The sequence below is a fragment of the Micromonospora sp. NPDC049151 genome, assembly GCF_040648395.1.
GTDB lineage: Bacteria > Actinomycetota > Actinomycetes > Mycobacteriales > Micromonosporaceae > Micromonospora.
On record NZ_JBEZDP010000007.1, the window covers coordinates 14023 to 35856 of the forward strand.

The 21834-nt window shown below is 72.7% G+C and carries 20 protein-coding genes; 12 read left to right on the forward strand and 8 right to left on the reverse strand.

Annotated features, from left to right (window positions below; genetic code table 11):
• The first annotated feature begins 394 nt into the window (after positions 1–394).
• The 5 genes from AB0B20_RS10425 to AB0B20_RS10445 are packed head-to-tail and all read left to right on the forward strand — an operon-like array spanning position 395 to position 4956.
• The gene (locus AB0B20_RS10425; RefSeq protein ID WP_357469770.1) at positions 395–859 is read left to right on the forward strand and encodes a hypothetical protein; all 465 of its coding nucleotides are present in this window, start codon (positions 395–397) and stop codon (positions 857–859) included.
• Positions 856–2634: a hypothetical protein gene (locus tag AB0B20_RS10430; RefSeq protein ID WP_357469773.1), complete on the forward strand. Its 1779-nt coding sequence runs from the start codon at positions 856–858 to the stop codon at positions 2632–2634. The genes AB0B20_RS10425 and AB0B20_RS10430 overlap by 4 nt, the downstream gene beginning before the upstream one ends.
• Before the next feature lies 1 nt (position 2635).
• Positions 2636–2833 (forward strand): hypothetical protein, encoded by a 198-nt coding sequence (locus AB0B20_RS10435; RefSeq protein WP_357469775.1) that lies wholly within the window; start codon positions 2636–2638, stop codon positions 2831–2833.
• A 2-nt stretch (positions 2834–2835) separates the two neighbouring features.
• A complete protein-coding gene (locus AB0B20_RS10440) occupies positions 2836–3369 on the forward strand; it encodes a hypothetical protein (protein ID WP_357387512.1) in 534 nt (177 codons plus the stop codon).
• Positions 3370–3384: 15 nt separating this feature from the next.
• The gene (locus AB0B20_RS10445; protein WP_357469778.1) at positions 3385–4956 is read left to right on the forward strand and encodes an AAA family ATPase; all 1572 of its coding nucleotides are present in this window, start codon (positions 3385–3387) and stop codon (positions 4954–4956) included.
• A 30-nt stretch (positions 4957–4986) separates the two neighbouring features.
• Here AB0B20_RS10445 and AB0B20_RS10450 read toward each other — a convergent pair whose 3' ends face one another.
• From AB0B20_RS10450 to AB0B20_RS10460, 3 genes are all read right to left on the reverse strand, one after another.
• The gene (locus AB0B20_RS10450) at positions 4987–5547 is read right to left on the reverse strand and encodes a hypothetical protein (protein ID WP_357469781.1); all 561 of its coding nucleotides are present in this window, start codon (positions 5545–5547) and stop codon (positions 4987–4989) included.
• A gap of 272 nt (positions 5548–5819) precedes the next feature.
• Entirely contained in the window at positions 5820–6842 is a 1023-nt protein-coding gene (locus AB0B20_RS10455) for a hypothetical protein (protein ID WP_357469784.1), read from the reverse strand.
• A gap of 196 nt (positions 6843–7038) precedes the next feature.
• Positions 7039–7866 (reverse strand): TrmH family RNA methyltransferase, encoded by an 828-nt coding sequence (locus tag AB0B20_RS10460; RefSeq protein WP_357387520.1) that lies wholly within the window; start codon positions 7864–7866, stop codon positions 7039–7041.
• 132 nt (positions 7867–7998) lie between these two features.
• Here AB0B20_RS10460 and AB0B20_RS10465 point away from each other — a divergent pair, with 132 nt between their 5' ends.
• Positions 7999–10173 (forward strand): acyltransferase family protein, encoded by a 2175-nt coding sequence (locus tag AB0B20_RS10465; protein ID WP_357469787.1) that lies wholly within the window; start codon positions 7999–8001, stop codon positions 10171–10173.
• Position 10174: 1 nt separating this feature from the next.
• On the opposite strand, the gene AB0B20_RS10470 is transcribed toward AB0B20_RS10465, so the two are convergent.
• The gene (locus tag AB0B20_RS10470; RefSeq protein ID WP_357387524.1) at positions 10175–10795 is read right to left on the reverse strand and encodes a pyridoxamine 5'-phosphate oxidase family protein; all 621 of its coding nucleotides are present in this window, start codon (positions 10793–10795) and stop codon (positions 10175–10177) included.
• Between the two features lie 167 nt (positions 10796–10962).
• On the opposite strand from AB0B20_RS10470, the gene AB0B20_RS10475 reads away from it, so the two are divergent.
• The 3 genes from AB0B20_RS10475 to AB0B20_RS10485 all read left to right on the forward strand — a co-directional run bounded on the left by AB0B20_RS10475 (position 10963) and on the right by AB0B20_RS10485 (position 13176).
• Positions 10963–11469 carry a DUF2231 domain-containing protein gene (locus AB0B20_RS10475; protein WP_357387526.1) on the forward strand — a complete coding sequence of 169 codons (507 nt, stop codon included), beginning with the start codon at positions 10963–10965 and terminating at the stop codon, positions 11467–11469.
• Positions 11466–12002: an Hsp20/alpha crystallin family protein gene (locus AB0B20_RS10480; RefSeq protein ID WP_357387528.1), complete on the forward strand. Its 537-nt coding sequence runs from the start codon at positions 11466–11468 to the stop codon at positions 12000–12002. The genes AB0B20_RS10475 and AB0B20_RS10480 overlap by 4 nt, the downstream gene beginning before the upstream one ends.
• Before the next feature lie 67 nt (positions 12003–12069).
• The gene (locus AB0B20_RS10485; RefSeq protein WP_357470019.1) at positions 12070–13176 is read left to right on the forward strand and encodes a glycosyltransferase family 9 protein; all 1107 of its coding nucleotides are present in this window, start codon (positions 12070–12072) and stop codon (positions 13174–13176) included.
• Here AB0B20_RS10485 and AB0B20_RS10490 read toward each other — a convergent pair.
• Both AB0B20_RS10490 and rfaE2 read right to left on the reverse strand, forming a co-directional pair.
• Positions 13151–14023: a glycosyltransferase family A protein gene (locus AB0B20_RS10490; RefSeq protein WP_357387530.1), complete on the reverse strand. Its 873-nt coding sequence runs from the start codon at positions 14021–14023 to the stop codon at positions 13151–13153. The genes AB0B20_RS10485 and AB0B20_RS10490 overlap by 26 nt on opposite strands.
• Positions 14020–15963: a D-glycero-beta-D-manno-heptose 1-phosphate adenylyltransferase gene (gene rfaE2 / locus AB0B20_RS10495; protein ID WP_357469790.1), complete on the reverse strand. Its 1944-nt coding sequence runs from the start codon at positions 15961–15963 to the stop codon at positions 14020–14022. Before rfaE2 ends, AB0B20_RS10490 begins: the two co-directional genes overlap by 4 nt.
• Positions 15964–16083: 120 nt before the next feature.
• Here rfaE2 and AB0B20_RS10500 point away from each other — a divergent pair, with 120 nt between their 5' ends.
• Both AB0B20_RS10500 and AB0B20_RS10505 read left to right on the forward strand, forming a co-directional pair.
• On the forward strand, positions 16084–16641 hold the full coding sequence (locus AB0B20_RS10500; protein ID WP_357387534.1) for a type 1 glutamine amidotransferase domain-containing protein: 558 nt from the start codon (positions 16084–16086) through the stop codon (positions 16639–16641).
• A gap of 54 nt (positions 16642–16695) precedes the next feature.
• Positions 16696–18363 (forward strand): MDR family MFS transporter, encoded by a 1668-nt coding sequence (locus AB0B20_RS10505; RefSeq protein ID WP_357469793.1) that lies wholly within the window; start codon positions 16696–16698, stop codon positions 18361–18363.
• 7 nt (positions 18364–18370) lie between these two features.
• Here AB0B20_RS10505 and AB0B20_RS10510 read toward each other — a convergent pair whose 3' ends face one another.
• On the reverse strand, positions 18371–18862 hold the full coding sequence (locus AB0B20_RS10510; RefSeq protein WP_357387538.1) for an NUDIX domain-containing protein: 492 nt from the start codon (positions 18860–18862) through the stop codon (positions 18371–18373).
• A 99-nt stretch (positions 18863–18961) separates the two neighbouring features.
• Between AB0B20_RS10510 and AB0B20_RS10515 the strand changes: the two genes are divergently transcribed.
• Positions 18962–20596: a fatty acid--CoA ligase gene (locus AB0B20_RS10515; RefSeq protein ID WP_357470022.1), complete on the forward strand. Its 1635-nt coding sequence runs from the start codon at positions 18962–18964 to the stop codon at positions 20594–20596.
• Positions 20597–20775: 179 nt separating this feature from the next.
• Here the strand turns inward: AB0B20_RS10515 and AB0B20_RS10520 are convergent, their stop codons facing one another.
• Complete coding sequence (locus AB0B20_RS10520; RefSeq protein WP_357469796.1) at positions 20776–21789, reverse strand: NADPH:quinone reductase; 1014 nt, start codon at positions 21787–21789, stop codon at positions 20776–20778.
• Positions 21790–21834 lie beyond the last annotated feature (45 nt).

The window sequence follows — 21834 nt, forward strand, 5'->3', positions numbered from 1 at the left end:
CCTCCAGGTCAGGGGTGAAAAGGCGCGCTAAACCGCGCCGGAAATGGGCTCGGGAATCGATGAGGCTGCGCAAGTCTGCCACGCCCGGGAAATGCCGACAAGGATCAGACGGCCGCCCTCCGGCCGGGCAGGAGTGTCCATCATCGACTGCTGCCGCACCTGGATCCCGGCTTAATCCGGGATCCGCCAGCAGGAACGTGGCAGGTTCGACGTGGGGCCGGGCACCGGTAGTCCTGTCAATCGGACCGGTCGTCCAACCGTCCCCACCGATCATGCGAGGGTGGTCCATTCATCTGGATCAGCGAAGGTGGCGCGATGGGCCTTGCGATCCGTATCGATACGACGAAGTCTGGCGTACACGTTCCGAATTGGAAGAATCCGAGGTCCAGGAATAATGGAATCCGCACACCGGCGTCGGGTCGAGGCGCCGTTGAACGCGAAACTCGACGTCACCGGACTCGGTCGTCAACGACAGACCACCAGCCGGGACACGCGCAAGCGGCGGCACGCCGGCCTCTTCGAAGCGGTCCGGCGCCTCGACGGTCACCTCGACGCCGGCGCGCGGGCCGAACTGGCCAAGTGGGTGCGTGACGAGTACGAGCGCGAGTTCGGCGACGTGCCGCTCGGCTTCGTCGCCACCTGCTATCTGGGTCCGCCGTACGTCGACCACCGGCTGGACCTGTTCCACTCCATCGTCGAGCACTACGCACCGGGCGACGTGATGCCGGAGCCGTTCGCGCAGGCGCGGATGCTCGCCCGGACCGGCGCATACGCGTACATCGAGGTCTACGCCAGCGGCACCCTGCATCCCGTACTGCCCGACGGCTCCGTCGTCGGCGGATCGGAAGGACGATCGTGAGCACGAACGACCTGGCCCTGTCCCGCCAGTTGAGCCGCCTCGAGAACCTGACGGTGCAACTCAACACCCGCATCGACCTGGTCAGCGGCCAGGTGGCCAGCGTGGGACAGCGTGCCGACGAGACACACAACGAGCTGGCCCGGCTCATCGCGGACTTCCAGCGATTCGTGCTGGAGGCGCGGAAGGCCGACAACCTCCAGAACGCGCTGACCAACAAGGGCACCATCGAGAGCCGGCTCGAGTATCAGTTCGGCCACCACAAGGTGGTCCGCCGCTCGGCGGTCGGTGTGCTCCAGGGCTTCGACGTCGGCCTGCTCTCCGAGGAGACCGTCCGCTCGGTCAGCGAGCAGCTCATGATCCAGAATCCCCGGTACTGGCTGGCTCCGGCCCTGGTCGCGCTGGGTGCGTGGGCCGGCGACGAGCCGGATCTGTGCGACCGGGCGATCCAGGAGGCGTTCCGGCGCTCAGCCGGGCGTACGTCGCTGTTCATGGCGCTCGTCCTGCGCCGGCAGGGCCGGCGGGAGAGCTCGGTGCGCTGGCTGCGGCAGTACCTCGCCGCGCAGGACCCGACCAGGCTGGGCCGGCACTTCGCGGTGGTGCTTGAGTGCGTCGCGCAGGGGGCGTTCGGGCCGGCCGGCCTTGAGATGGTGCAGGAGCGGCTGGAGGCCTGGCAGGCGCAGCTTCTCGACGACGACGCGATGCGGCGGGCCCAGGTGGACCGGTGGCGTGCCGAGGTCGAGCGGCACGTGGCGGCACCCACGCCGGAGCGGTTCCCTCGCCTCGCCGCGCTCTCGCCGCAGTTCCCGGCGATGGCCGAGGCGCTGGCCCGGGCCGACGCGCACCAGAACCTGATCACGAAGTACGCGGCGCTGGCGGCGGAGGAGCCCGTGGTGGCCGGTCAGCTGGAGGACGCCGTCGACGACATCCTCGACCAGCTGGTGAACGAGTACGACGACGAGGAACTGCCGCTGCGCCGGGATTACGCGCTGAACGAGGCGATCATCCGGCACCAGGGTGACCTGGCCGCCGCGCAGCAGGATGTGCCGGCCGACCTCGCGGCCCTGGAGACCACGCTGGACTACCTGACCATCCAGTCCGAGTCGGCGCTCAACCCGGCCGGCATCGGCGTCTCCCGATCGACGCAGCGGATGGCGGTGGCGTTCTGCCACGACTGGTTCGCCACGGCGCACGCCGAGTTCAGCATGAGCTACCGGCAGGGCCTGCCGGCCAACGTCGAAGCGGTGTTCCAGAGCACCCACAACCCAGGCGCACGCGTCTTCCAGTTACCCCGCTGGGTCGGCTCGTTCACCAGGCCGCTTCCCGAGCTGGAGCAGTCGCTCGCCCAGCACTGGGACCGCACCTCCCAGCCGTACCTGGCCAGTCTCGGGTTCGACTGGATGAAGCAGTCGATCATTCCCGGGATCGTCAGCGCCGCCGTGCTCGTCGTGTTCACGCTCTGCCTGCAGGCCGCCGGCATCCTGTTCGGTCTGGCCACCGCGGGCATCTGGTTCCTGGTGCTCTACGTGCGATCGCAGACGGCCGCGACCCGGCAGCAGGAGGCGGCCCGGTTCATCGCCAAGGCCAAGCACGACTCGATCCTGCAACTGCGTGCCGCGAGCGCGGAGGTGACCGACTGGTCGACCGCGTTCCGTGCCGCCGACAGCAAGGAACCAGCGGTACGCGCGCTCATCGAGGACCTGTCCCGGTCGGGCGCCGCCGCGTCCCCCTTCGAACGCCGGGTGGCCGGCGAAGCAGATGCCACCGGAGGAGCCTGAGGTGACCGGAAAACCCGACCCGACCGCATCGTCAGTACCGGGGCAGCGCACCGGCGACGCCACGGTGCCGTGGGCACGCCAGTCCGCGCCGCAGCAGCCCCGCTCCACCAGCCGGGTCCGCCGGATGGTCACGGGCCTGCCGTCGTGGGATCCCCTGCCGCCCGGTGAGATCCTGGTCCAGCGTTCACGGCGGAGCTGATCGTGTACGCCACCGGCGGCCACTACGCCGCGTGGGCCGCCTTCCTGGAGAACTGGGCCGCCGGCGCCACCCCGGATCCGGCGACCCTGCCCGCGATCGCCGACGACGACCTGCACGGCGACAACTGGGAACGGTTCGTCCTCCGGCTCACCGACGCCCTCTCGCAGCGCCTGCAAGCGGGTGCCGACCTGCTGTCGCGGGAGCTGAGCGGGGCCCGGGACGAGTTCTCCGCGGCCCGTGCCATGCACGACGCGCGGGCCCGGCTGGCGCCCATCCGGGCGGTCGCCGGACACCCCGGACTCCCCGGCGAGCTGCGCCAACGACTCGTCGACACGATCGAGGCCCAGGTGCGGTCCCTGCAGACGTCGCTCGAAGACCAGATCGTGCGGCTGGAACGCACCGGCACGCCGCGGGCCGCCGTCGAGGCCCGGCTGCGCACCGTACGCGAGAACGCCCTCACCACCACGCCGGCCGCCCCCGGGGGTGGCTGGGACATCGCCCCCACGCACCGGCCGACGCGCCGGGTGATCATTTGACGAAGCCGAGGCATCGTGTCGAACTACGCCGAATCCCTGCGTGACCTGGACAGCTACATCGCCGCCCGGGTGCCGATCATCGGGGTGCGCACCATCGAGCAGACCCGCGCGCTGCGCCTGGTCCGGCAGATGGCGACCAACCCGAAACGGTCCGCGCTCCCGTTCTGGATCTACACCCGTGCCACCGGGGTACGCGACCTGCGGCACAACACTCCGGCCCTGGAGGACCGGTCGCTGACCGGCGCGCTCGAGTTCGCCGCGCAGCAGTTCACCAGCCGGGCGCAGGCCACCGTGATCTTCGTCGACCCGGAGGATCTCAGCGGCGACAACTCGGTGACCCGGCACGTCGCCGAGCTCGCCCGGCTCGCCGACGCCAACTCCGGCAGCCTCGTGGTCATCTCGGACACCCCGATGTGGAGCGGGCTGAGCCGGCTCGGCATGTCCGTCACGCTGGACCTGCCCGACGCCGACGAGATGTACGAGGTGATCGTCGAGTTCCTGCGGGACCACCACGGGATCGTGCCGATCACGTGGACCGAGCAGGACGCCCGCCGCGCGGCCGAGTTCCTGGTCGGGGTGCCGGAGGGCACCGCGATCAACGTGATGGCCACGCTGGTGACCCGCGGCAGCGTCGAGACCAGCGACGTCGAGCACCTCGCCGAGTTCAAGGACAAGCACTTCGGGTCGCTGGCCGGCCTGGAACGGGTACGCCTCAGAGAAGCCGACCGCCAGGTCGGCGGGCTCACCAGCCTGCGGGACTGGCTACGCCGCAAGCACAAGCTGATGGTCGCCGACCTGCGCGGCAGCGAGTTGCGCCCGCCGCGGGGCGTACTGCTGGTCGGCGTTCCCGGCTGCGGCAAGTCGCTGTCGGCCAAGGCGATTGCCGGCGAGTGGCGCCTGCCGCTCTACCGTCTCGACTTCGCCGCGATCCTCGGCCAGTACGTCGGCCAGTCCGAGGGCCGGTTGCGGGAGGCGCTGGAGACGGCGGACCGGGTGGCGCCCTGCGTGCTCTGGATCGACGAGATCGAGAAGGGCCTCGCCGGTCAGCACGACAGCACCGGTGTGGGCCGCCGCCTGGTCGGCCAGTTCCTGTTCTGGCTCCAGGAGTCGGCGCACCGGGTGTTCGTGGTCGCCACCTCGAACGACGTCCGCTCGCTGCCACCGGAGCTGCTGCGTAAGGGACGGTTCGACGAGCTGTTCTTCGTCGACCTGCCGGACGACGAGGACCGTCGCGAGATCATCGCCATGTACTACCGGCGTTACGTCGGGCAGGAGCCGCAACCGGAACTGCTCGACAAGCTGGTCGGCATGTCCGACGGGTTCGCCGGCAGCGACATCGAGTCGGCCCTGCACGAGGTGGGCGCCGAGGTCATGCTGAACGGTGGGGCGGCCGCCCTGCGCAGCGAGTTCGTCACCGACACGTTCGCCAACACGTTCCCGCTCAGCCGGACCAACCCGGAGCAGATCGAGGAGATCCGTGGCTGGGGCCGGGAACGGGCGGTGCCGGCGGGCCGGGCGCCCGGTGCCGCCGCGGGCCCGTCCGGCGGCCCGGCGCAGGGCCGGCGGGTGGTGGTGTTCGGCGACTGAGCCCGCGCCCGGTGCGGCGGGCGCGTGCACTCATGCCAGCAGGCCGGCTGCCAGCACGAGGGCGCCACCGCCGACCAGCGAAGCGACGATCAGACAGAGGCGGTCGACCCACGCCCGCACGAGATACGCGCTTCCGGGCCGGCCCCGGACGTGCCGGATCACCGGGCCCTCCAGCGTGGCGAGGACGTCGAGTTCGCGTACCACCGCCACGTCCGCCCGCCGGCCCCGCCTGCCCCGCCGGGCCCGGACGATGTCACCGGCGCGCAGGGCCTTGTCGGGCACGCTGCCTTGGAGCGCGTACCAATGGGTTCCGCCGTCGGGAGACCGGATCCGGAACCGGCGGACCGTGACGTCGCCGTCCTGCCTGCCGCGTGCGTACCGGCGGCTGAGCCGCGCCGCGGCCAGGCCGGCGGCGGCCAGCGCGAGCGGCACGAGCAGTCCGGCGGCGACGATGACGCCGTCCAGGGTGCCCAGGGCGGCACGCACCGCGGTCAGCACGATCGTCAGCACGGCAGCGCAGGAGAGCACGATGGCGCCGCGGAACCGGCGGGTCTCGACATCCGGCTGGACCGGCCCCAGCAGGACTCCCACGAGCGGACCGGCCGTTGTGGTGGGCGTCTGTGGTCGCGGTGCGGACGCTGGTGGTGCGCTGGTGGAGGTGCGCTCACCGCTCGGCGGCCCGGCTCCGGCCGGGCCGGGTGCCCGTCTGCCGGAGCCGGCTCCGTCGAACGGTGGTGGTCCGGTGTGTGCCGGGTCCGCGTCGCCGGCCGGTCCGAGGACACGCCGCCTGTTCGTCGGTGGCGGCGGGGATGACGGCTTCGTCCCCGTACGCCGCCGAGCGCGCGCCCACGGTGGAACGTCACTCACTGGTGCGCCTCGAGTTTCCGTGCCGTGCACTGGTTGGTCAGCCGTTCCCCGGTCAGTCCGGGAAACCGTTTCGCACACCAGCGCTGGACCGACTCCCGGGTGGGGAAGTCACCGAGCGCGAACGTGACCCACAGGGGGTTGCCCTGGTAGAGCTGCCGCTTGCCGAAGTCGGTGCTGAGTACGAGCACCACGCTCGTGCCCCGGCTCGGGGCGGACCGCAGAGCCAGGTGCTCGGCCAGGATGTCAGCCGCGGTGAAGGTGTGCGAACCGGCGGCGGTGGTCTGAAGCGGATCCACGATGCCCACACTCTTCGACGCGAGCTGTGCGACGAACCGGCCGTCGAACACCGTCGTGAGGGCGTCCTGCTGGCGTAGCTGCTCCAGTTGCTCGAGCGCTTCGGCCTCCGGCCCGGTCGCCGGGTCGGTCGAGGGCTCGGGGCCCGGCTCGGCCGGCGTGGACTCGGGCACGGGCGCATCGCCGGTGGTGGTCGTGGCCGGGAACTCGGTGAACCCGGCGTCGGGCGGCGACGGGGCAGCGGCCGGAGGCTGCGTCTGCCGGTCGCCCTGGTTCGCCATCGTCACGGCGGTGACCCCGCCGACCGCCGCCAGGAGCACCGCGGCGACGGCGCCACCGACCAGCACCACACGCCGGTTCGGGACGGTCGGGTACACCGGCTGGTCCGGCTGGTCGACGGACCGGCTCGGCGGGGCGTCCGGCGCGGGCGTCGTCGCGGCATCCCGGATCCACACCGGAGTGCTTTCCGCATCCGCATCCGCCGCCGGCGACGGCGAGGAGGCGGGTTCGGCGGGCGTGATCGGCGCCGTGGTGTCGTCGGGCGTGGTGTCGACGATCGGGGTGTCGGCGGGCGGGGTGTCGGCGGCCGGGGCCTGCTCGGGGCGGGGAGGCGTGGCCGGCCGGGGAGGCGGCTCGGCTGCCGGGGGATCCGCCGAGGGAGCCGGCTGCGTGGACAGCAGCGAGGTCAGGTCCCACGCTCCCGCAGCCGGTTCGTGATCGGTCATGGCACCCCTTGCCGGATCGCCGAGTCGTCGTGTGGGCCGTCTCCGAAGCTAGTTGTACGCAGCGTCGCCGACATCCACCGAGCCGGTGACCATTCACCGATCAGTGTTGATGCCGACGGGACGGTCGGCATCGACAGTCGCCTGGACGGCCGGTCCCCATCCCGACCCATGTCGGAATCGGCCCGGCCCTCTCGGGTTACCGCTGCTTCGCGCGCTGCCGCGCGGCCTCGTACAGCGCCACCGTTCCGGCCGCCGCCGCGTTCAGCGAACTCGCCGCCCCCACGATGGGGATGCGCACCATCCGGTCGCTGGCCTCCTGCCAGCCCTTGCTCAGCCCGTGCGTCTCGTTGCCGACCAGCAGGAGAGTGGGGCCGGTCAGGTCGTGCTCGGCGACGTCCACGTCCCCGTGCTCGTCCGTACCGATGATCTGGACCTGCGGCAGCCCGTCCGCGCGGACCGCGGCGACCCAGTCCAGAACCTCGCGGTGGCTGGCGACGCGCACCACGGGTACGGCGAACAGCGACCCGGTGCTGGCCCGGACCGCCTTCGGGTCGTACGGGTCGGCGGCGTGGCCGGTGACGATCACGCCAGAGGCGCCGAAGGCGTCGGCGGAGCGGATCAGGGTGCCGATGTTGCCGGGGGTCTTGGGGCGGTCGAAGACCACCACGAGCATGGCCGGCCCGGCCGGGATGCGGGCCAGGTCGTCGGCGGGCTGCGCCACGACGGCCAGCAGCTCGGGGGACTCCTCCTCCTTGCCGCTCAGTTCCCGCATCAGCTCCGGCGCGAGCGCGACCCGCCGGGCGTCGGCGCGGTCGAGCAGGTCGCGGCACCAGCGGGACAGGGGCTGCCGGTCCGGGTGCAGGAGGGCGCGGATCTCCCAGCCCTGCTCCAGGGCCACGGTGATCGGGCGTACCCCCTGGACCAGGAACTCCCCGGAGCGCTGCCGCTTGGTGCGGTTGGTCAGCAGCGCCTGCCACTGCTGGAAGCTCGCGTTCCGGGTGGTGATCGTCAGGGTCTTCGCCACGTCGCCGATTCAACCTCATCGCAGGCCCGGGCCACCCACCGGATGCGATCGAGGCGGAGCGGCGTGATTGTCCCCCCGCCTGACGAGCCGTTATCGTTCCCTGGCCCCAGCCCGCAGAGTTTGAGGATCGCGATGACTTCCCCGCCGTTGACGAAGGTTGCCGATCGGGAGGGTTCACCGGACCAGGGGCCGGCCGGTACGGCGACCGGGCGCGAGCCGGGCCGGGAGACGACGCCGAGCCGGTTCCGGGCCGACGTCGCCGGGCTCCGGGCCGTCGCCGTGGGGCTGGTGCTGCTCTACCACGCCGGGCTGCCGTTCATCCCCGGTGGCTTCGTCGGCGTCGACGTCTTCTTCGTGATCTCCGGTTTCCTCATCACCGGGCAGCTCATCTCCGAGATCGAGCGAAGCGGGCGGGTCTCGCTCACCGGCTTCTACGCGCGCCGAGCCAAGCGGATCCTGCCCGCCGCCACGGTGGTGCTGGCGGCCACCGCCGTCGCGGTCCGGCTGTTCGTACCCCGGGGTGAGTGGCAGGTCATCGGCGGTGACATCGCCGCCGCGGCGACCTACGTCGTCAACTGGCGGTTCGCCGACCGCGCTGTCGACTACCTGGCCGAGGACGTCGCGCCGTCGCCGGTGCAGCACTTCTGGTCACTCGCCGTGGAGGAGCAGTTCTACCTGCTCTGGCCGCTGCTGATCGTGCTGGCCCTCCTCGCCGCGCGCAAGCTCCGGCGGGCGAACGTACGGCCGGTCCTGTGGGCCGGTCTCGCGGTGCTGGCGGTGCCGTCGTTCGTCTGGTCGATCGTCGAGACGGCGAACTCGCCGGAGCGGGCGTTCTTCGTCTCCACCACCCGGCTGTGGGAGCTGGCGGTCGGCGCGGCGGTAGCGCTGCTGGCGGTCCGCGCCGCGCGGATGCCCCGGTCGGTGGCGCTCGTCCTCGGGTGGCTCGGCCTCGTCGCGATCGTGGCGGCGGCGCTGCTGGTCAGCGGCAAGACCGCGTGGCCGGGATACGCGGCGGCGCTGCCCACGCTGGGCGCGGCGGCGGTCATCGCGGCCGGCGCCGCAGCCGGCTCCCGGGGGCCGGTGATGGTGCTCGGCCTGCGTCCGTTCCAGTGGATCGGTGACCTGTCGTACTCGCTGTACCTGTGGCACTGGCCGATGCTCGTGGTGGCCGCCGCGCACTTCGGCGACCTGTCGGTGACGCAGGGCCTGGTGGTGGCGCTCGCCTCGGTGGTGCCGGCCTGGCTCACGTTCCGGCTGGTGGAGAACCCGCTGCGCTACTCGCGGAAGATCTCCACGTCGCCGCGTCTGGCGTTGAGCCTGGGCGGCAACTTCACGCTCGCCGGCATCTGCGCCGGCCTGGTCCTGGTGCTGATGGGCGCGTGGGCCGCCGCCGCGACCACCACCAAGAGCCGGTACGCCCCGGGCGCCGCGCTCCTGTCGACAGCACCGGGCACCGCGCCGATCGGTCCGGTCCCGGAGCGGTTCGACGTGATCACCCCGGATCCGCTGCAGATCCGGCAGGGCTTCATGGACGTGCCGGACACCAACCGCGACAAGTGCTTCCAGCAGGTCGAGGGTGCCGAGGTGCTGTCCTGCACGTACGGCGACCCGAACGGGGCCACCACCGTCGCGCTGGTCGGCGACTCGAAGATGGACCAGTGGCTGCCCGCGTTCCAGGTGCTCGCCGCGCAGAACGGCTGGAAGCTGCGGATCATGGCGAAGGCCGGATGCGCCTTCACCAGTGCCCAGGTGCTCAAGGGCGACGGGTCCGGCAAGCCCTACACCGACTGCATCCAGTGGAACCGCGCGCTGCTGGAACGCCTGGTGCAGGAGCGCCCCGACTACGTGGTCACCTCGCAGTCGGCGTCCACGGCCCTCGACAGCGCAAGCAAGCGCGCCACCGTCGCCGCGATGGTGTCCGGCGTACGGGCCTCGTGGAAGAAGCTCGACTCGGTGGGCACCAAGGTCGTCGTCCTGGCGAACAACCCGCACCCGGGGGCGGCGGTGGCCTGTGCCGACAAGAACCGCAAGCGACTGTCCGCCTGCGCGTTCGACAGGGAGCGCCACGACCAGGACCCGGGCTACCGGATGCAGCGGCAGGCGGTCGCGGGCGCGCCGAAGGTCAAGATGATCGACCTGTTCGACGCCGTCTGCCCGACCGACAGGTGCCCGGTGGTGTTCGGCAACGTGCTCATCTACCGGGGCGGCTCGCACATCGGCGCGGCGTACGTGAAGACCACTGCACCGCACCTCGCCCGCGCCCTGTCCGACGTCGGCGTGCCGGCGCGCTTCACCCCGCAGGAGTGAGTCAGACGTACAGCTTCCGGGCGTAGTCCGGGCCGTAGTGGTGTTCCAGGTCGGCCAGGCTCTCCGCCGGGGCCTCCACCTCCTTGATCAGCCGGGGCCGGGTCGGCAGCACGTCCGGCTGCCACGTCTCCGGCTTCCACAGCTCGGAACGCAGGAACGCCTTCGCGCAGTGGTAGAAGATCTGCTCGATCGCGACCTCGACGGCGAGCACCGGCCGGTGGCCCTTGACCTCCATGTCGGCGAACCACGGCGCGTCGGAGATCAGCCGGGCCCGGCCGTTGATCCGCAGGGTGTCGGTGCGGCCGGGGATCAGGAAGATCAGCCCGACGTGCGGGTTGGCCAGGATGTTGCGGTAGCCGTCGGCCCGCCGGTTGCCGGGCCGCTCCGGAATCGCGATCGTGCTGTCGTCGAGCACCAGCGCGAAGCCGGGCGGGTCACCCTTGGGGGAGACGTCGCAGGCACCGTCCGCGCCGGCGGTGGCGAGCAGGCAGAACGGCGAGGCGGCCAGCCACTCCCGGTCGCGTTCGTGCAGCGTACGGCGTTCCTTGGCGAGCGCCCGCGCGGTCGGCGTGCCGAGCACGTCACGCAGTTCCGCCTCGTCGGTGATCTCCCGGATCGTCACGTCTTCCTCCCCCGTCCGTTGACCTCGACGGCGGTTCCGCCCCGCGACGGGCCGCGATCCGCCATGGTCAGCCTAGGTGAGCGCGTCGAGCGCCGGGTTTGCCCCCGGGGCCGACGGGTAGGGACCGGTGCGCAGCGTGCGTCCGGACGCGACGGATGGAGGCCGAGATGGAGAGCCGACTCAAGGTGCTCGGCCATCCCGTGCATCCGATGCTCGTGATGTTCCCGGTGGCACTCTTCGTGACCGCGGTGATCTTCGACCTGGTGGACACCGTGGGCGGGCCCGGCTTCCTCGCCGAGGTCGCGTACTGGAACATCACCGTCGGTCTGATCGGTGGCCTGCTGGCCGCGGCGGCCGGGGCGTTCGACCTGCTCGCCCTACCGGCCGGCACCCGCGCCAAGCGGGTCGGGCTCACCCACGCCGCCGCCAACGTGGCGGTCATCCTGCTGTTCGCCGCCGTCTGGGTGGTCCGGCTCAACGCGGACTCGCGGGCGGCCGGCGGCGCGCTCGTCGCCATCGAGGTGGTCGCCCTGGCGATCCTCGGCGTCAGCGCGTGGCTCGGCGGCGAACTGGTGGACCGGCTCGGTGTCGGCGTCGACCCGGAGCACGATCTCAACGCGCCCAGCTCGCTGCGACCCCCCTCGGCGACACGGCGGATCGGAGACGTGCGATGACGGAACAGAGTGGCGGACGGGGCTGGCGTGGCCGCCAGCAGGGCTGGGATCCGATGGGCGAGCTCCAGTCGCTGCGTTCGGAGCTGAGCCGGCTGGTCGGCGGACGGTCCGGCGGCCAGGACGTGGACCTGGCCGAGACGGCCGACGGCTGGGAGGTGGTCGTCCGGCTGCCCGGCGTCGCGCCGGAGGAGGTCGCCGTCGAGCTGGACGACCGGGAACTGTGCGTACGCGCGCGGTCGGAGGCCGAGGTGAACGCCGACCACGGCATCCCGGGCGGCTTCACCACCCGGGGCTTCGAGTACCGCGTGGACCTGCCGTCCCGCGTGGACCCGGACCGGATCGACGCGGTGATGGACCACGGCCTGCTCCGGGTGCGCCTGCCCCGGGCGGCCCGGCCCGCGCCGCGCACCATCACCGTCGGCCGCACCGGCCCGCGACCGGCCGCCGACCGTACGCCGATGCCCGCCGACCCGGCCGCGGACCGCGAACTGCACCACCCGGACACCGCGCTCGACGAGATCGACAGGCCGTAGGAGCCGCGTGACCAGCCCGTCCGACGACTCCAGCTCGGCGCGTCTGCCGCCGCGCCGCGACTCGTCGGTGCTCGGACCGGTCGGCGAGCGAGTCCCTGACGTCGAGCGGATCGCCGTGCTGCGCGCGAACGCGCTCGGTGACTTCATCTTCGTGCTGCCGGCGCTGGACGCGCTGCGGTCGGCGTACCCGTCGGCGGAGGTCGTGCTGCTCGGCGCGCCGTGGCACGCGGCGCTCTGGCGCGACCGGCCCGGCCCGGTGGACCGGGTGCTTGTGGTGCCGGCGGCGCCCGGCATCCGCGACCCGGGGCCCGGCGAGTCGCCCCGCGACGTGCCGGCGTTCCAGGCCGCCGCCCGGGCCGAGCGGTTCGACCTGGCGTTGCAGGTGCACGGCGGCGGCGGCAACTCGAACCCGCTCGTGGCCGGGCTCGGCGCCCGGGTCACCGCCGGGCTGCGGGCCGAGGGCGCGCCGCCGCTGGACCGGTGGTTGCGCTACGTCTACTACCAGCACGAGGTGATCCGCTACCTGGAGGTGGCCGCGCTGGTCGGCGCGCCGGCCACCACCATCACCCCGGCGCTGGCGGTCACCGCCGCCGACCGGGCGGAGGCCGCCGCCGTGCTCGGCGAAGCCACCCGGCCCCGGGTGGCGTTGCACCCGGGCGCCACCGACACGCGGCGGCGCTGGCCGCCGGAACGCTTCGCCGAGGTCGCCCGCGAGCTGACCGGAGACGGGTACGAGGTGCTTGTCACCGGCACCCCGGCCGAGCAGGAGACGGTCGACGCGGTGGTGGCGGCGGCCGGCGTGCCGGTGCGTCCCCAGGTCGGCACGCTCAGCCTGGGCGCGCTCGCCGCCGCCTACGCGGACTGCGCGCTCGTGGTCTCCAATGACACCGGCCCGCTGCACCTGGCCGCCGCCGTGGGTGCGCCGACAGTGGGCGTGTTCTGGGTCGGCAACCTGATCAACGGGGCGTCGCCGCTGCGCGGGCGGCACCGCCCGATCGCCGCCTGGACCACCCACTGCCCGGTGTGCGGCGTGGACTGCACACCCGGGATCTACCCGCACCGGCCGGGCGACGGCGAGTGTCCGCACCGGGTGTCGTTCGTGGCCGACGTGCCGGTCGCCGAGGTGGTCGAGGCGGCCCGCGAGCTGCTCACACCTCCGCCGGTGACTCGCTGAGCACCACCTCCCACGCCTCCACGTCGCGTTCGGTGACAGTGGTCGGCGACTCCAGGTGGTAGGCCCCGCTGGGCAGCACCCCGGCACCGCCGTGGCGCTCCAGCACCGCGAGCTGCGCGGCCACGTCCTCGCCCTGGTGCCGCTCGGGCAGCCGCTCCCAGAAGTCGAAGCCGCCGGAGTCGACGAGCTTGGCCCGGTCGTAGAGCACGCACCCGCCGATCCAGGACACCTTGTACGCCCGCCACTCGCCCGCCGCGAGGTGCAGCTTCTCGGTGATGTGCAGCAGGTTCGCCGCCGGGTGGATGGACGCCCGGTGCCACTCCGGCGTGCCGGGCAGGATGCGTTCCGGCACCGGCGGCCCGGTCCACTCCTCGTAGTGCTCGTGCGTGTCCGGGCGGACGTCGTCGGCGTAGGAGAGCCCGTGCACCGCGTTGCCGACGAACCCGCAGCCCAGCTCGTCCAGTGCGGTGACCAGGCGGGACAGTGCGCCCGGCTCCAGCCACACGTCGTCGTCGAGGCAGAGCACCGCGTCGGCCGCCGACTGGGCCAGCAGGTACGACCGGTGCTCGGCCAGGCCACGCCGCGGCAGCCGCCGGGTCAGCAGCACCGGATGCCCCCGGTGGCGCAGCGCCCGGACCATCGTGGCCGCGGCCGGGTGCGCGTACGCGGGCTCGCCGTCGGACTGGTCGCTGACGACCACCCCGAAGCCGGGTACGCCCTCCTGGGCGGCCAGCCCGGACAGCGTGACCGCCAGCTCGGCGGGCCGGTTGCGGGTGGGGATCAGCACGTCGAGCCGCCGGTGCTGCCGGAACCGTCCGGGCGTGCCCGGGTCGAGCGGACGGGTCACGCCGGCCTGCCCTCGCCCACGGCGGGGCTGTGCTCGCCGGGCATGACCTCACGGCCCTCGCTTCGCTCGGTGCGTTCGTTCATGCTGTGCTCGCCGGGCATGACCTCACGGCCCTCGCTCCGCTCGGTGCGTTCGCCCATGCTGTGCGACTGGGCGCGGATGCGGTCGATGATCGCCGAGGTGGAGCGGTCCGGCACGTACCCGAGCGTGCGCACCTGCCCGCCCAGCCGCCGTACCAGCGGTGCCTCCGGCACCATCTCCGGCGGGTAGTCGCCGCCCTTGACGTAGACGTCGGGCCGGACCGCCTCGATCAGCCGGGCCGGGGAGTCCTCCTCGAAGACCACCACGTGGTCGACGCAGGCCAGCGCCGCCAGCAGGGCGGTCCGGTCCTCGACCGGGTTGACCGGCCGGTCCGGGCCCTTGAGCCGCCGTACGCTGCCGTCCGAGTTGACCGCCACGATCAGCAGGTCGCCGAGCGCGCGGGCCTGCGTCAGGTAGCGGACGTGCCCGGGGTGCAGCACGTCGAAGCAGCCGTTCGTGAACACCACCGACCGCCCGGCCTGCCGGTGCTCGTCCACGAGCGCGGCCAGCTCGTCCGCGCCCACCAGAGCCGGGTGGCCGCCCTCGTCCGCGCCGGTGCCGAGCGCGGCCAGCAGGTCCTGCCGCCGGCACACGCAGGTGCCGGTGTCGGCCACCGTGATGGTGGCGGCGAGCTGGGCGAGCTGGGCGGCGGTGGGCAGTCCCGCGTCGGCGGCGAGCGCCAGCGTCATGGCCGCCAGGTAGGCGTCCCCGGCGCCCACCGCGTGGCTGGCCGGGACCGGGGTGCTGTGGCTGCGCCGGGGGGTGCCCTCGGCGCCGCCGACCACCGCGCCCTCGGTGTCCAGGGTCACCGCCACCACGTCGGCGCCGGTGTGCGCGCGCAGTTCGGGCAGGCGGGACTCGGCCAGCACGGCCCGGTCCACGCCGGCGCCGGCCGCCGCGCTCACCGTCACGCCGGTGCCGGTGACGCTCAGCCCGTCCCCGGTCAGCGCCACCCGCTCCTCGCCGGGCACCGGCTCACCGGTCGGGCCGGCGGGCGCCTGCGCGGCGGGCGTGCCCGGGGCCGGGTGCGGGCCACCCGGCGCGCGGTCGCCGGATCCACCGGGCGCGGCGCCCACCATCAGCTCGGACGGGCCGTCGGCCTCCGCCGGGTGGTCCAGGTGCAGGTCACTTCCATGGGGTACGGCGTCCCGCTCGGCGTGTGCGAAACCGGCGGCGGCGCGGGCCAGCAGGCGGGTCGCCTCGGCGAAGCTCGGCGTCACCACAGTCGGGTTCAGCCCGCGCCAGTCGGCCAGGTCGTGCGCGTCGAGCGCCACTGTGCCGTACCGGTCGCGGTTGGCGACCAGCCAGGCGCGTACCGCCGAGGGCAGCGCGCCCAGGCCGTAGTCGCAGACCACGAGCGTGACCGGCTGCCCGGCGGCCACCGCGCGCAGCTCCTCGGTGGCGCAGTGCAGCGCGGTGAGCAGGCGGGCCACGGCGTCGGCGTCCAGCCCGTCCTCCGGGCTGCCGGAGTCCTCGCGGAGCAGGATCTGGTTGCCGGCGAGCATCCGCCGCTTGACCGGCGTGTGCCGGCCCGGCTGGCTCACCGTACGGTCCCAGACCGCCGCCCGGTCCAGGCAGTCGTGCAGTTCGTCACCGGCCACGTCGGCGCCGACCGGGGCGACGAGCGCGACCCGGCCGCCGAGCGCCGCCACGTTCACCGCCGTGTTGGCGGCACCGCCGGCCGCGGAGATCCGCCGCCGCAGGGTGAGGACCGGCGCGGGTGCCTCCCGGCAGAGCCGCTCCGACTCGGCGAACCGCCACTCGTCCAGCATGGCGTCCCCGACGACCAGCACGGGACGCTGCTGCCAGCTCGCCACAACGGTGGCGAGCCGGCGCTCTTCCGCTGCTGCTCCTGCCATGCCTCTGCGGATCCCCCCGGGCCGTCGGGCCAAACGCGACGCGGGCCACCCGATGCGTCCGGTTTCGCGGCATCGGGCGGGGGAACCGTCTCACACGTACCCCGGAGAGGAGAGAACAGCATGGCAGCGACACTTCAGGGCAAGCGCATCGCCTTCCTGGCCGCCGACGGCGTCGAGGAGGTCGAGTACACCAAGCCCCGGGAGGCGGTGGAGAACGCCGGCGCCCAGGTCGAGCTGGTCTCCATCGAGTCCGGCACGATCCAGGCCTTCAACCACCTCGACCACGGCAAGCAGTACCAGGTCGACGTCACCACCAAGGAGGCGGACGCCGGGGCGTACGACGCCCTGGTCCTGCCCGGTGGCGTGGCGAACCCCGACTTCCTGCGGACGGACCCGGAGGCGGTCCGGTTCGTCAAGGCGTTCTTCGACGCCGGCAAGCCGGTCGGCGTGATCTGCCACGGCCCGTGGACGCTCGTCGAGGCGGACGTGGTGCGGGGCCGCACCATCACCTCCTGGCCGAGCCTGCGCACCGACCTCACGAACGCCGGAGCGAACTGGGTCGACAAGGAGGTCGTCACCGACAACGGGCTGGTCAGCAGCCGCAAGCCGGACGACCTGCCGGCGTTCTGCGACAAGATCGTCGAGGAGTTCGCCGAAGGGCGACACGCCGCCCGCTGAAAACTCGTACGCCCACCGGGGGCATGATCCGCCCCCGGTGGGATAGGAAGCGGGATGACCGCCCAAGCCGCCCGTCCCGCGCTGCCCGCCCGTCAGATCCGCCTGCTGATGTTCGGTCTGATGACCGGCATGCTGCTGGCGGCGCTGGACCAGACCATCGTCGGTACCGCGCTGCCGACGATCGTCGGTGAGCTGGGCGGCATCAACCACTACTCGTGGGTGGTCACCGCGTACCTGCTGGCGTCGACCGCCTCGACGCCGCTGTACGGCAAGATGGCCGACCTGTACGGACGCCGGCCGGTCTTCCTGTTCTCGATCGGCATGTTCCTACTCGGCTCGCTGTTGGCCGGGCTGTCGCAGGACATGACCCAGTTGATCGTCACGCGGGGCGTGCAGGGCCTCGGCGCTGGTGGCCTGATGACGCTGGCGTTCACCATCATCTCGGACGTGGTGTCCCCCCGGGAGCGTGGCCGCTACCAGGGGTTGTTCGGTGCGGTGTTCGGCGTGTCGTCGGTGGCCGGGCCGCTCGTCGGCGGCTACTTCGCGGAGAACAACTGGCGGTGGATCTTCTACATCAACGTGCCGCTGGCGATCCTCGCCATCGTGGTCTGCTGGCACGTGATGCGGCTGGTGCCGTTCGAGCGCCGGGAGCACACTGTCGACTGGATCGGCGCGGCGCTGCTCGTCGCCGGCGTGAGCTGCCTGCTGCTGGCGCTGAGCTGGGGCGGCGCCGAGTACGCCTGGGGCTCCGGCGTGATCGTCGGACTGTTCGCCGCGGGCGCGGTGCTCGGCGTGCTGTTCGTCGTCCAGGAGGCCCGGACCAGGGAGCCGATCCTGCCGCTGCGGCTGTTCCGCAGCGCCACGTTCGCGCTCGCCAACGGGGCGGGTTTCGTGCTCGGCCTGGTGATGTTCGGGTCGATCATCTTCATCCCGCTCTACCTCCAGATCGTCAAGGGCGCCTCGCCGACCCGCAGCGGTCTGCTGATGCTGCCGATGATGGCCGGCGTCATCGTCACCTCGGTGCTCACCGGCCGGGCGATGAGCCGGATCGGCAGGTATAAGTGGTTCCCGGTGGCCGGCGCGGCCGTACTCGTGGCCGGCATGCTGCTGTTCCAGCGGCTCCAGGTGGACACCTCGCTCTGGCTCGCGTTCGGCTACATGGTGGTGATCGGCGTCGGGCTGGGCCTGTGCATGCAGTCGCTGATCCTGGCCGTGCAGAACGCGGTGAGCGTCCGCGACCTGGGCGCGGGCACCTCGTCGGCGACGTTCTTCCGGTCGCTCGGCGGCTCGTTCGGCGTGGCCATCCTCGGCGCGGTGCTGTCGTCCCGGCTCACCGCCGAGATGTCCGCGCGGCTGCCGGGCGCGCTGGCGCAGCTCCCGCCGGAGCAGCGGGCGGCGGTGGCGGCCGGCGGGAACTTCTCGATCAACGATCCGGCCGCCATCCTCGCGCTTCCCGCTCCGGTACGCGCCGCCGTCCAGGCCGCGTTCGTGGAGTCGCTGCACCTGGTCTTCCTGACCACCGGGCTGATCGCGGTGGTCGCCGTGCTGGTCACGCTGGCCATGCCGAACCACCAGTTGCGCGGCACCGGCCCGCAGGGCGCCACCGGCGGCGCCGACCCGATCGGCGGCAAGGCGCCCGCGCCCGGCGGCAAGCCGCTGGCCAAGGAGTCGAAGGAGGAGGCCGCCGCCGAGATGGAGGCGAAGTCGCAGACGATGCTCTGAGCCGCGGCTACTTGAGGATCAGGCGGTTTGTCTGCTCGAACACGTCGAGGTCGGCGAGCGTCTCGGGCACGCTCGACGACAGCGGGTGCGGGAAGTCCGCCGGGCGGAAGAACCCGGCGTCGGTGGTCTCGTCGGTGAACCGGGTCAGCTCGCCGTCCCACTCGTCGACCCGGAACGCGGTGGTGAAGACCTGGTACGTGTGCCCGTACATGTTGGTGTGGGTGCGATCAGGGCCGGTGTAGAGCGCGAACGCGCTCACCCGCAGCGCCCGCAGCCCGGTCTCCTCGCGGACCTCCCGGACCGCGCAGTCGGCGATCGACTCGCCGAGTTCCATGGCACCGGCCGGCAACGCCCACTGGCCGTTGTCGGAGCGCTGGATCAGCAGCACCCGGGCGGCGTTGTCGCGCACCACGGCGCGGGCGCCGACGAACATCAGGGTGCGGTCACCGGCCAGGGCGCGGAGCTGCCCGACGTACGAGTCGGCCCACGAGATGCTCACCCGGACAATCTACGCACCGTTCGCTGCCGCCTCGGCGATTCCGGGGGTTACGCAGATGTGACCGCCGCCACTACTTTGTCACCCATGCGTAGCACGATGATGGATGCCCCTCTCCAGGTCGCCCGGATCCTCGAACACGGCTCCACCGTGCACGGCGCGGCGGAGGTGGTCACCTGGACCGGCGCCGAGCCCCGCCGGATGACGTACGCGGAGGTCGGCCGCGCCGCCGCCCGGCTGGCCCACGCGCTGCGCGACGAGTGCGGGGTGACCGGCGACGAGCGGGTCGGCACGTTCATGTGGAACAACAACGAGCACCTGGTGGCCTACTTCGCCGTGCCGAGCATGGGCGCGGTGCTGCACACCCTCAACATCCGGCTCTTTCCCGACCAGGTCGCCTACATCGCCAACCACGCGCAGGACCGGGTGGTGCTCGTCGACACCACGCTCATCCCGCTGCTCGCCCGGGTGATCGGCGAGATGACGACAGTCGCGCACGTGGTGGTGGTCGGTGGCGGCGACCCGGCACCGCTGCTGGCCGCGGCCGGTGCCCGGATCACCGTGCACCACTGGGACGCGTTGCTGGCCGACCGCCCGGACCACTTCGACTGGCCGGAGGTGGACGAGCGCGACGCCGCCGCCCTCTGCTACACCTCGGGGACCACCGGCAACCCCAAGGGCGTCGCCTACTCGCACCGCTCGATCTACCTGCACTCGCTCCAGGTCTGCATGCCGGAGGGCTTCGGGCTCGGCCCGAACGATCGGGAGCTGGCGATCGTGCCGATGTTCCACGCGATGTCGTGGGGCCTGCCGTACGCGGCGTTCCTCTCCGGCGCGTCGCTGATCATGCCGGACCGGTTCCTCCAGGCCGAGCCGATCGCCACGATGATCGCCGCCGAGCGCCCGACGCTGGCCGGTGCGGTGCCGACCATCTGGACCGATCTGCTGGCCTACCTGGACGCGCACGAGGTGGATCTCTCCTCGCTGAAGGAGGTGATCGTCGGCGGATCGGCCTGCCCGCCCGCGCTGATGCACGCGTTCCACGACCGCTACGGCATCGACGTCATCCACGCCTGGGGCATGACCGAGATGTCGCCGCTGGGATCGGTCTCCCGGGCACCGGCCGGCGCGACCGGCGAGGACGCCTGGCGCTACCGCTACACGCAGGGCCGCGTCCCGGCGGGCGTGACCGCGCGGATCGTCGGCCCGCTGGGCGAGCCGCTGCCCGCCGACGGGACGTCGGTGGGTGAGCTGGAGGTACGCGGGCCGTGGGTGACCGCCCGGTACATCGGCGACGACGCCCCGGAGGAGGAGAAGTTCCGGGACGGCTGGCTGCGTACCGGTGACGTCGGCACGCTCTCGCCGGACGGCTACATCACGCTGACCGACCGCGCCAAGGACGTGATCAAGTCGGGTGGGGAGTGGATCTCCTCGGTCGAGCTGGAGAACGCCCTGATGGCCCACCCGGCGGTGCTGGAGGCGTGCGTGGTGGGCGTGCCGGACGAGCGCTGGGACGAGCGTCCGCTGGCCACGGTGGTGGTCCGCGAGGGCGCCTCGGTGACCGCCGAGGAGCTGCGTGACTTCCTGGCCGGCTCGGTGGCCCGCTGGCAGTTGCCGGAGCGCTGGGCTTTCATCGACGCGGTGCCGAAGACCAGCGTCGGCAAGTTCGACAAGAAGGTGGTGCGCTCCCGGTACGCCGACGGCGGGCTCGACGTGCGGGAACTGACCGCGTCGTAACGCTTCGGGGCGTACCGTCGCCTACACGGGTAGGACGCGTTCCCAACGGACATTCCTCCCAGAGGGCGGCCCCGGCGTTCGCACCGCGCCGGGGCCGCCCGTCCGTTACGGGGTGACCCGCACCGTCATTGTTGCGAAACTTGTTCGCGTCTGTCCGGCTGTCGGGGAAATCCGGTCGCCTACTCGTCGGCGGTGCTCACCAGCACCTTGCCCACCACGCTGTCCTGCACCGCCCGCTGCGCGGCGGCGGCCTCCGCCAGCGGATACCGGTGCAGCGGCAGGCCGGCCTCCGCGCCGACCCGGATCGCGCCCTGCGCCACCGCCGCCGCGATGTCGGTGACCGCCTGCGCCTTCGCCACCTTCGGCGCGGTGTAGATCAGCACGAACTGCCAGCGCGCGTTCGGGCCCATCAGCGGCCGGATCGGCAACGTGATCTCGTCGCCACCGTCGTCGGCGTACACGCAGGCCGCACCGCCGGTGCGCAGCATCCGTACGTCGGCGGCGGCGTTGCGGGCGGCGGAGACCTCGACGATCGTGTGCACCCCGTCGGGCGCGACCTTGCGGACCTCCTCGACCACGTCCTGCTCGCGATAGTTGATCACGAAGTCGGCGCCGGCCGCCGCCGCGAGCTGCGCCTTCTCCGGGCTGCTCACAGTGCTGATCACACACGCGTCGGCCCAGCTCGCGAGCTGGATCGCCGCGTTGCCCACCGCGCCCGCGCCGCCCTGCACCAGCACCACGTGGTCGCTCAGCGCGCCGGCGTGCAGCCTGTCCGGCATGAACTCACCGGCGGTCAGGCAGCGGTGCGCGGTCATGAACGGGATGCCGAGCGCCGCGCCCAGGTCGAACGAGGCCGGACCGAGCGGCACCGCGTGCCGGACCGGTACCACCGTGTACTCGGCCGCGGTGCCCCACGGCCGCTGCCAGGCCGCCTCCCACACCCAGACCCGCTCACCGACGAGCGTCCGGTCCACGCCCTCGCCGACCGCCTCGACCACCCCGGCGCCGTCCTGGTGCGGGATCTGCCAGCCGGCCGGCAGCGGCCACGCCTCGCGGGCCTTCCAGTCGGTCGGGTTCACCCCCGACACGGCCATCCGCACCAGCACCTCGCCCGGACCGGGCTCCGGCACCGGCCGCTCGACCACCTGGAGCACCGAGGCGTCCCCGCTGCGCTCGTACACGATCGCCTTCATCGCCGTCCCTCCGCCGTCCTTCCGGGTGCGCTACCCGGCAGCCGC